Raw genomic sequence first — 8,096 nt, 5'->3', positions numbered from 1 at the left:
CCAGGTTGAGGAAAGTGAGCGGTTATAAACACCTGCCAGAACTGCGTGAGATCATGAAACGGGCTCTGGCGGGGAAGATAATGGTGAAAGCGGCGTGACGGTCATGCCGGGAGTTTCAACTAAAAAAGGGATTGACTCGCGTTTCGAATCAATGAAAATAATAGATTAATTCCGGTAAATCTGCTACTATTTGACAATTGCCTGCCCATAGGGGTGGGTGTTCGAATTCATGTCTTGGAGATTTTACGATGGAAAAGAAACTGTACGTTGGTAACCTGTCTTACAAAACGAAGGATGAAGACCTTAACACGCTGTTCTCGGAAGCCGGGGCGGTGGCGTCGGTCAAGATCCTCACTGACAGGGAAACGGGCCGTTCCCGCGGGTTCGGCTTCGTTGAGATGGAAACCGAGGATTCGGCCCAGGCGGCGATCAGCAAGTTTGACGGCTACACGTTCGACGGCCGCAAGCTGAAGGTCAACGAATCCCGCCCGCAGGAGCGGCGCGGCAACACAGGAGCTCCCAGGCGCAGTTTCTAAATTCCATTTTTGCTGACGGACCGCCGGCGGAATCAAACCCGCCGGCGTTTTTTATTTGGGGCGCCGGGAGGAATTTTCACCACAGAGGCACGGAGGCGCAGAGGGGGAAATATCAATTTCTTGCCGGGGGGCGCGCCTTGGCGCCACCAAAACCGTTTTACATGTTGTCACACCTGCTTGCAGGCCATTATCCCGGTTTGCTGAAACACTTCCAAAATCACGGTCGCAGGGGCAATTCATGAATTGCCACAAAATAGATTCCGTCTCGCCATGGCCGGGATGAAAGCTGCGCCTAAACCTGAACACTAAAAACCATTCCCTTTCTTCCCTCCGTGCCTCTGTGCCTCCGTGGTTACACACCCCTCGCCTTTTCTCTCTTCTCCCTCCTGTCATTTCCGCGATATAATTGCCGCAAGTATCCCGCTCGTTACAAACCTGGAGGGTCGAAGCCATGCCAATCACTAAAAAACAGCTGATAGCGAAACTCAACAAGGACCTGGAGTGGGAATACGCCGCCGCCATCCAGTATATCCAACACTCCGCAGCCATATCCGGCCCGAAATACAAGGCCATCGAGGCGGAACTTCTGGTTCATGCCAACGAGGAGATCGCCCACGCCATCTCCATCTCCAGCCAGATAGATTACCTTGGGGGCGTCCCCACCGTTAAGGTGGAGAAAATAGAGACGTCGCCGGAAGGCAAGAAGATGCTCCAACAGGACTTGAAGGGTGAGCGCAACGCCATCAAATCATACAGGCAAAGGATATCCGAGGCCGAATCGCTGAAGGAATACGGGCTTCGCCGCGCGCTGGAGGACATTTTGATACAGGAAGAAGAGCACGAGCGGGATATCGCCACCATGCTAGACGAGGGGTGAGGCGGTCTTGGCATGTTGCCGTTATGAGAAATGAAATCGCCGGAAAAGAGTCCGCTCCAGCCCGGCCACCACAGGATTGCGTGAATCTCTAATAATTTATCTTTAACGCTTTTTCAAATTTTCCAAAAAATCGTCAACCGTTATTCCAGCGGACGAAATAAGGCCCCGCAACGTGCCGCGCGCGGTCTCCCGGTGGTCAGGAATAGAAAGTGTCGCTATATGCCCTTGCTTGGTCATGATTATATGGATTCCCCTTTTCCTCGACACCGTCCATCCGAGCCGCTGAAATGCTTTGACAACCTCACCCGGCCGCAATAACGGAATGGATGGAGCCAATCAACCAACCTCGATTTCCTTTGTGACAATTGTCAAAGGCATCCCAAGCTCTTCGCGCACTTCAAGGCATGCTTCAATGGCGTCCCGGATGTTCGCCTCGGCTTCCATCTCTGTTTTCCCCTGGCTTATGCAACCTGGAATCGCCGGGCATTCGGCGATATAAACGCCGTCTTCGTCTTTGTGGATGCTTATGGACAGTTTCATCGCATACTCATATTATGCAAGTGGATAGTAAAGCTTACTTCCCGGAATGCACAATTGTCAAATACCCGCAAACGGACTGATTGGCCGGCTAGCCCAGCACTATCAGCAGCGATAAGTCCGCCGCAGGGGCCGAATGGGTGAGCGCCCCCACCGATATGTAATCAACGCCAGCCTTGGCGTACCTGCGGACGGTCTTAAGGTTCATGTTGCCGGAGGCTTCGGTCTGCGCCCTCCCCTTGGCCATTTTCACCGCTTTTTTCACCATCGCGAGGGTCATGTTGTCCAGCAACACTCTGTCCGCCCCGGCGGTCAGCGCCTCCGCCAGTTCCGCGAGATTCGTCACCTCCACTTCGACAAACCTGCCTCGCCCCGCTTTTTTCGCGGCGCGGACTGCTTTTGCAATTCCCCCCGCGGCGGCGATGTGGTTCTCTTTTATCAGCGCCATGGCCGAAAGGTCCCGCCGGTGGTTCTCCGCCCCCCCCATCCGCACGGCGTATTTCTCCAGGTCGCGCAGGCCGGGGGTGGTCTTGCGGGTGTCGAGAATTTTAGTTTGCGTCCCATCCACTGCTTCCACGAAACTTGCGGAAATGGTGGCGATCCCGCACAACCGTTGCAGGAAATTAAGCGCCGTCCTCTCCGCTGTGAGCACCGCCCGCGCTTTCCCTTTAACAAGGGCGATCACGGCGCCTTTGGGCACGATGGCCCCGTCCCGGAACTTTTTAGCCACCAGGACATTGCGGTCCAGCTTTTTGAACACAGCTTCGAAAAGGCCTATGCCGGCCAGCGTCAAGTCCTGCTTGGCCACAAGTTTTGCCACGCATCTGGCCGAAGCCGGCACGGTGGACAGGGTTGTTATGTCGTTGCCGCACGCATCCTCCCGCAATGCGGTCTCGATGAGTTTTTGATCGATGGGAATCATATTGCTTCCCCGTGGTCGCCCGACCACGGAATCCTTTTTATCGTAATTAACCGCTGGCCGGGGTGCTTTCTATCTGCTGCAATCCGACAAATTGAGGCAGGTCTTCAAGTTCTCCCCTCTCCCTGTATCCCTCCAGGCAAAGCTCCAGAGCTTCCTTGAGATTTTCCTTGAGTTCATCCAGGCTTGCGCCTTGTGAATGAGCTCCGGTGACACAGGGAATGACGCCAACGTAAAGTTTGGTCTCCTGATCGTATTCTATGTACGCTGTGAAGGTTTTCAAGTCCTTCTCCTTCTTTTGGATTCAGTATATCGTAATTAGGTGGCCTGCAAGCCCTCTTTCGGGGCCGCTCTGTGATAGATTATATGGACATTGTTTTAGACAGCGCAACCTGATGGCAGTAAAAAAAGTAACTTTGTGCGTTCCGCCCCAGGGCTATTTCGCCGAGAGGTGGAAGGAATCGGGCATGCCTTCATTGGGTGTGCTGTACATGGCCGCCGTGCTGGAAAAAGAGGGCGTCCCTGTCACCACATTGCCCGCCCACATTTTAAAGTATTCGGTGGACGATGTCGTAAAGCACGTCCGTGACGAAACGCCTGACATTTTCGGGATCACCGTCACCACCGAAAACCGTCTGGAGGCGTTCGACGTGGCCCGCGCCGTCAAACGCGCCAGGCCGGAAACGCTGGTTGTCATCGGCGGGCCTCATTGCACCGCCACGGGAGAGGACACCCTTTCGCACATTCCGGAAATAGACGTCGTCGTCTCCGGCGAGGGGGAGGAGACCATCGTGGAGCTCGTCCGCGCCATGGAGGCCGGGGGCGGCCCGCGGAATTTCGTGAAGATACAGGGGATATCGTACCGCAACAACGGCTCCATCGTGTTCACCGGCCCACGCACGAAAATACCAGACCTTAACACCCTCCCCTTCCCCGCGCGGCATCTGGAAAACATGGCGCTGTACAACTTCAAGGTGGATGTGCCGGGCAAAGGGAAACTCCCCGCCGCCAACATCATGACAAGCCGGGGCTGCCCCTTCGACTGCAACTTCTGCGCGACCCCCACAAACTGGGGACGCAGGGTGCGCGGCGTCACGCCGGAAAAAGTGATCGAGGAGATCGAGCTTTGCGTGGACAGGTATGGCGCGAAGGTCATATGGTTCTACGACGACACGCTCAACTACAACCCCAAACGGCTGGAAAATATCTGCGACATGATTATCGAGCGCCGCCTGGACATAAACTGGTTCTGCGAGATCCGGGTGGACGCCATCGAGCGCCCCCTTTTCGACAAGATGGTGGCCGCAGGCATGTACCATTTCGGGTTCGGGGTGGAGTCCGCCTCCAGGCGTGTGTGCGACGAGATCATCCATAAGAAAGCGACGCTAAAACAGGCCATGGACGTGATTGATTGGGCCAACCAGATGAACGTCACCGCCAATCCGTTCTTCATCTTCAGCCACCCCACTGAAACATGGGAGGAGGCGCAGGAGACCCTGCGGTTCGCCGAATCGCTGCGGGGCCGCGCCCAGTGCTCCATGGCCATTTTGCACGTGTACCCCGCCACCAACCTTTGGAAACGCGCTGTGGCGGAGGGGAAGATTCCCCCCGATTTCACGTGGACGGCGGAGGATGACCCGCGCATCGTGGAACTGCCGGAGGCCCAGGGGCGCATACCGCTGTACATGGACAAGCTGACGTGGTATCAACTGTCGCTCATCATTTTCCGTTTCTCGCAGAGCGCGCTGAAGGTGAGCCTTTGGGCGAAGGTGCAAAAGGCTGCCAAAAGGATAAACTCATGGCGCCGGTTCCGGCAATATTTCATCATGGGGCTGGCGTTCTTAAGCATAAAAATACGCAACGCCCTCTCCCCCGCCCCGGCTCATGTCAAAACCGGCGCGCCGCCCCCGGCGGAGTATTAAAGATTTTTTCATCCCGTCGGCTTGATCTATGCTTTTGCTTCCCCGTGGTCGCCTGACCACGGTCTTTCCCGCTCGGCGGGGTGTTCTTTCCTGCTCGGCGGGGCGAGCTTCACTCCGACGTCCTGATCTATGCTTTTGCTTCCCCGTGGTCGCCTGACCACGGTCTTTCCCGCTCGGCGGGGTGTTCTTTCCTGCTCCGCGGGGCGTTCTTCACCCCGGCGTCATGATATATTAAAAAGCCCGGGGTGACGCGTTTCGGGCTCAAACATCCCGGGTAAAATGATTCCGTGGTCTGGCGACCACGGGGAAGCAATAAAACTCTTGACTTTGGGACATCGGGGTGACGAACACCCCGATTAGCATCAGGGCAACAGCCGGGGAAGACCACGGGAAAGCAAAAAGCCGGCGGGATGAAAAACGCCACACCAACGAACAAATTGAAATGCAATTCCTCCCTCTGTGCCTTAAGTGCCTCCGTGGTGCCAATCCCTCCCCCTGAAAATCCTTGACACACCGTTAGCCAGTTGATAAATTTTACCGTTCGCAAGTTCGGCGGGGTTTGTCGCGCTTGCGGCTGGCCTTACGCCTGGGGAGTGGCGCCGTATGCCGGAAGATGACGACAGAAAATCGCGGCTGAAAGCGTACAGGAAGTTCTATCTTCTCGGGACGGTCGGGACGCAGCTTGCCGTGTCCATAATAATAGGGACGTGGATGGGGCTTATGCTCGACCGGTGGCTTGGCACAGCCCCTTGGCTGATGCTGCTATTCATAGTGTTCGGCGTGGCGGCCGGTTTTTTGAACGTGTACCGCGCCGCGATGAAGGAAGAATCGGATTGAATATTGATAACACGCCGGAGACCCCGGCGGCGGAGCTGGAGCTGGCGGACGAGGAGCGTATGATCGCATCCACCCGGCGGCTGAAACTTTTCGCGGGGGCGATATACGCCGCGTCCGTGGCGGTGTGCGGCCTTTTCCTTGGGTTCAAGTTGACGTTCTCGCTGGCCTTCGGCGGGGCCGTGGCCATCATGAACCTTGTGTACCTGGAAAGGTTCTGCGGGCTGATATTGAAGAACAGCGCAGGGGCATACTCCGCCAAGGTGATGGCCGCCCTTTCTTTCTATGGAAGGTTCGGGGTGGTTGCGGCGGCGCTGTGGTATTTTACGGACGCGGGCTGGATAAGCTTCCCGGCGCTCATATTGGGCCTTTCGATAGGGCCTGTGGCGATTTTCGCCGCGTATTTTTCAATGGACCAGGTTTCATTCAAGGAGAGTCATGAAGGAGCCTATTAACTATATTACGATTCCGGGGCTGGAGCACCAGGCCCACGTCACCTACACATGGGTGGTGATGATCGGCTTTATAATCATGGCCCTTCTTTTGCGCGGGGCGTTCCGGATGGTGCCGTCCGGCTTCCAGAACGTGATGGAAGTGATCGTCTCCGAGCTGGCGTCGTTTGTGGACTCCATACTGGGCCACGACGGGCGCAAGTTCTTCCCGCTGATAGGGGCGCTTGCTTTCTTCATCCTTTGCTCGAATTTCATCGGGCTTCTGCCCGGATGCACCTCGCCGACGGCCAACGTGAACACGAACATAGCCCTGGCGCTCACGGTGTTCGTGATATACCAGTCCGTGGGCGTGTCGCGCCACGGAATCGGCTACATAAAGCATTTCCTGGGGCCGGTGTGGTGGATGATGCCGCTGATGTTCCCCATAGAGGTGATCTCGCATCTTGCCCGGCCTTTGACGCTGGCGGTGCGGCTTTTCGGCAACATCCGCGGGGAGGACCTGGTGATCCTGGTGCTCGGGTTCCTTATCCCGGTGTTCCTGCCGATGCCGATGATAGCTTTCGCGGTGTTCACAAGCGTGCTGCAAACGCTGGTGTTCATCCTGCTTTCGATGGTTTATATAGCCGGGGCGCTCGAAGAGGCGCACTAGCTTTAAGGGTTTTCAATCAAGATCAATCGCGCGTTACTTATTTGAGGAGATAGAAAGGTGAAAAAGTCGTTCAAAGCCGCCGCACTGCTGGCTTTTATGGCCGTGATGTTCATTGCCCCGATGGCGTTCGCCCAGCATGAGCCGGCCGCGGCCGCCGCTTCCGCCGGTTCCGAAGGGCGCTATGAAGGGTTCTACAGCTACATCGCTTTGGGCTGCGTGGTGGGCCTGGGCCTTGCCGCCGCCGGCGGCGGTATCGGCATGGGTTCCGCCGTCTCCGGCGCCGTGAACGCCATGGCCCGCAATCCCGGCTTCTATGGCCGCATATTCACCAACATGCTCATCGGCCTTGCGCTCATCGAGTCGCTGGTGATCTACACCCTCGTGGTGGTGCTGCTACTCCTGTACGCAAACCCGCTGAAATAGCGCGGCGCTGATTTTGGAATCCGTGGCCGGCGGCCACGGGGAAGCATTTAGAAGGCGGCCTCTCCGTAATGGAGGGGCCGTTTTTTGGGTGAATATACCTGTTATTTAGGCTTTGGCGAAGGTCTGTACTCGTTGTGATCTATACATGCGTCATAAATGGTTTTGTCAACCGGTATCCATTCGGTATGGTTGATGCCTCGCCGGTTTTTCGATCCGCCGCTTAATGGATACACTGAAGCGATATGTATAGGCTTGCCGTTTAAACGGGCGATATCCTTTACCTCGTCAACAGCTTCTGACAAATCTTGATCCTGGCTGAAAACAACCACCACATCAAAGTTATCGTGCCTTGCCATGCGCACCATATCCAGCGCTATCCGGATATCAATGCCCTTTTCTTTGCCATGCCTTATGGGTCTTGTGAAAGTGATCAGTCCCTGCCTTTTCATGCGGCGGATTTTTTGAGACCAGAAATAGTGCATGAAATAGTGATCTTTCTCCTCAGGGACACCAGTATAAAACCGAACTCCCCCCAAGCTCCAATCTTTCAATTCACATATCTTTTCAGCAAGCTTTAATGGATCGTAATTGGGGAATTCATAGCCGAAAGCTTCCTTGGCGCAATGGAAAAGATTTTGGCCATCAAAAAAGAAAGCGGCTTTTTTCTTCATGTATCTACGGAAAAGAAAAAAATACCCCGTTCGGGGCTTCCGGCTTGACGCCATCCGCAATGCGAACGGGGGGCAAATAAATTCTAATATTATTATCGGGGGACACTTAATAAGTGTCAAGAGAATATGCACAATATGTAGAGAGCACATAAACTGTCCGGGTCTGTAGCACATAAACTGTCCGGTTCTATGGTGTATCCAGGAGGAAACGCCATGAAGCGGACAGAGTGGTTACAGGAGACTCGGAAGATGAGGTTTTTAGAGGCGTTAACGGAT

Annotated in this window: 12 protein-coding genes; 7 read left to right on the top strand and 5 right to left on the bottom strand. The window is 55.3% G+C overall.

The features are described from left to right. The first annotated feature begins 248 nt into the window (after nucleotides 1-248). Together HZB29_12410 and HZB29_12405 are read left to right on the top strand one after the other, a co-directional pair. Complete coding sequence (locus HZB29_12410; GenBank protein MBI5816401.1) at nucleotides 249-536, top strand: RNA-binding protein; 288 nt, start codon at nucleotides 249-251, stop codon at nucleotides 534-536. A gap of 451 nt (nucleotides 537-987) precedes the next feature. Then, the gene (locus tag HZB29_12405) at nucleotides 988-1,413 is read left to right on the top strand and encodes a ferritin-like domain-containing protein (protein MBI5816400.1); all 426 of its coding nucleotides are present in this window, start codon (nucleotides 988-990) and stop codon (nucleotides 1,411-1,413) included. Between the two features lie 102 nt (nucleotides 1,414-1,515). Here the strand turns inward: HZB29_12405 and HZB29_12400 are convergent, their stop codons facing one another. From HZB29_12400 to HZB29_12385, 4 genes are all read right to left on the bottom strand, one after another. Further along, nucleotides 1,516-1,749 carry a type II toxin-antitoxin system HicA family toxin gene (locus tag HZB29_12400; protein MBI5816399.1) on the bottom strand — a complete coding sequence of 78 codons (234 nt, stop codon included), beginning with the start codon at nucleotides 1,747-1,749 and terminating at the stop codon, nucleotides 1,516-1,518. Beyond that, nucleotides 1,750-1,953, bottom strand: a complete 204-nt coding sequence (locus HZB29_12395; protein ID MBI5816398.1) for a type II toxin-antitoxin system HicB family antitoxin — start codon at nucleotides 1,951-1,953, stop codon at nucleotides 1,750-1,752. It abuts the gene before it with no gap. A gap of 88 nt (nucleotides 1,954-2,041) precedes the next feature. After that, complete coding sequence (gene nadC, locus HZB29_12390; GenBank protein MBI5816397.1) at nucleotides 2,042-2,872, bottom strand: carboxylating nicotinate-nucleotide diphosphorylase; 831 nt, start codon at nucleotides 2,870-2,872, stop codon at nucleotides 2,042-2,044. 46 nt (nucleotides 2,873-2,918) lie between these two features. After that, nucleotides 2,919-3,152: a type II toxin-antitoxin system HicB family antitoxin gene (locus HZB29_12385; GenBank protein ID MBI5816396.1), complete on the bottom strand. Its 234-nt coding sequence runs from the start codon at nucleotides 3,150-3,152 to the stop codon at nucleotides 2,919-2,921. A 112-nt stretch (nucleotides 3,153-3,264) separates the two neighbouring features. Here HZB29_12385 and HZB29_12380 point away from each other — a divergent pair, with 112 nt between their 5' ends. The 5 genes from HZB29_12380 to atpE all read left to right on the top strand — a co-directional run bounded on the left by HZB29_12380 (nucleotide 3,265) and on the right by atpE (nucleotide 7,149). Beyond that, nucleotides 3,265-4,791, top strand: a complete 1,527-nt coding sequence (locus HZB29_12380; GenBank protein MBI5816395.1) for a B12-binding domain-containing radical SAM protein — start codon at nucleotides 3,265-3,267, stop codon at nucleotides 4,789-4,791. Between the two features lie 603 nt (nucleotides 4,792-5,394). Further along, on the top strand, nucleotides 5,395-5,628 hold the full coding sequence (locus tag HZB29_12375; GenBank protein ID MBI5816394.1) for an AtpZ/AtpI family protein: 234 nt from the start codon (nucleotides 5,395-5,397) through the stop codon (nucleotides 5,626-5,628). Further along, nucleotides 5,625-6,080, top strand: coding sequence for a hypothetical protein (locus tag HZB29_12370; GenBank protein MBI5816393.1), 456 nt, complete (start codon nucleotides 5,625-5,627; stop codon nucleotides 6,078-6,080). The genes HZB29_12375 and HZB29_12370 overlap by 4 nt, the downstream gene beginning before the upstream one ends. Beyond that, nucleotides 6,064-6,726 carry a F0F1 ATP synthase subunit A gene (gene atpB / locus HZB29_12365; protein ID MBI5816392.1) on the top strand — a complete coding sequence of 221 codons (663 nt, stop codon included), beginning with the start codon at nucleotides 6,064-6,066 and terminating at the stop codon, nucleotides 6,724-6,726. Before HZB29_12370 ends, atpB begins: the two co-directional genes overlap by 17 nt. Before the next feature lie 96 nt (nucleotides 6,727-6,822). After that, nucleotides 6,823-7,149, top strand: a complete 327-nt coding sequence (gene atpE, locus HZB29_12360; GenBank protein MBI5816391.1) for an ATP synthase F0 subunit C — start codon at nucleotides 6,823-6,825, stop codon at nucleotides 7,147-7,149. 101 nt (nucleotides 7,150-7,250) lie between these two features. On the opposite strand, the gene HZB29_12355 is transcribed toward atpE, so the two are convergent. Further along, complete coding sequence (locus HZB29_12355) at nucleotides 7,251-7,820, bottom strand: NYN domain-containing protein (protein ID MBI5816390.1); 570 nt, start codon at nucleotides 7,818-7,820, stop codon at nucleotides 7,251-7,253. Between the last annotated feature and the right edge of the window lie 276 nt (nucleotides 7,821-8,096).

It is taken from the genome of Nitrospinota bacterium, from assembly GCA_016235255.1.
Classification (GTDB): domain Bacteria; phylum Nitrospinota_A; class UBA7883; order UBA7883; family JACRLM01; genus JACRLM01.
The sequence above is the reverse complement of the archived record's forward strand: the minus strand, read 5'-3'. Positions and strand labels throughout refer to the sequence as shown.

What these genes read in the sequence shown, in the direction of transcription:
- HZB29_12395 (MBI5816398.1), bottom strand. Translation starts at nt 1,953, where the DNA reads ATGAAACTGTCCATAAGCATCCACAAAGACGAAGACGGCGTTTATATC.
- atpB (MBI5816392.1), top strand. Translation starts at nt 6,064, where the DNA reads ATGAAGGAGCCTATTAACTATATTACGATTCCGGGGCTGGAGCACCAG.
- HZB29_12410 (MBI5816401.1), top strand. Translation starts at nt 249, where the DNA reads ATGGAAAAGAAACTGTACGTTGGTAACCTGTCTTACAAAACGAAGGAT.
- atpE (MBI5816391.1), top strand. Translation starts at nt 6,823, where the DNA reads ATGGCCGTGATGTTCATTGCCCCGATGGCGTTCGCCCAGCATGAGCCG.
- HZB29_12355 (MBI5816390.1), bottom strand. Translation starts at nt 7,820, where the DNA reads ATGAAGAAAAAAGCCGCTTTCTTTTTTGATGGCCAAAATCTTTTCCAT.
- nadC (MBI5816397.1), bottom strand. Translation starts at nt 2,872, where the DNA reads ATGATTCCCATCGATCAAAAACTCATCGAGACCGCATTGCGGGAGGAT.
- HZB29_12375 (MBI5816394.1), top strand. Translation starts at nt 5,395, where the DNA reads ATGCCGGAAGATGACGACAGAAAATCGCGGCTGAAAGCGTACAGGAAG.
- HZB29_12405 (MBI5816400.1), top strand. Translation starts at nt 988, where the DNA reads ATGCCAATCACTAAAAAACAGCTGATAGCGAAACTCAACAAGGACCTG.
- HZB29_12380 (MBI5816395.1), top strand. Translation starts at nt 3,265, where the DNA reads ATGGCAGTAAAAAAAGTAACTTTGTGCGTTCCGCCCCAGGGCTATTTC.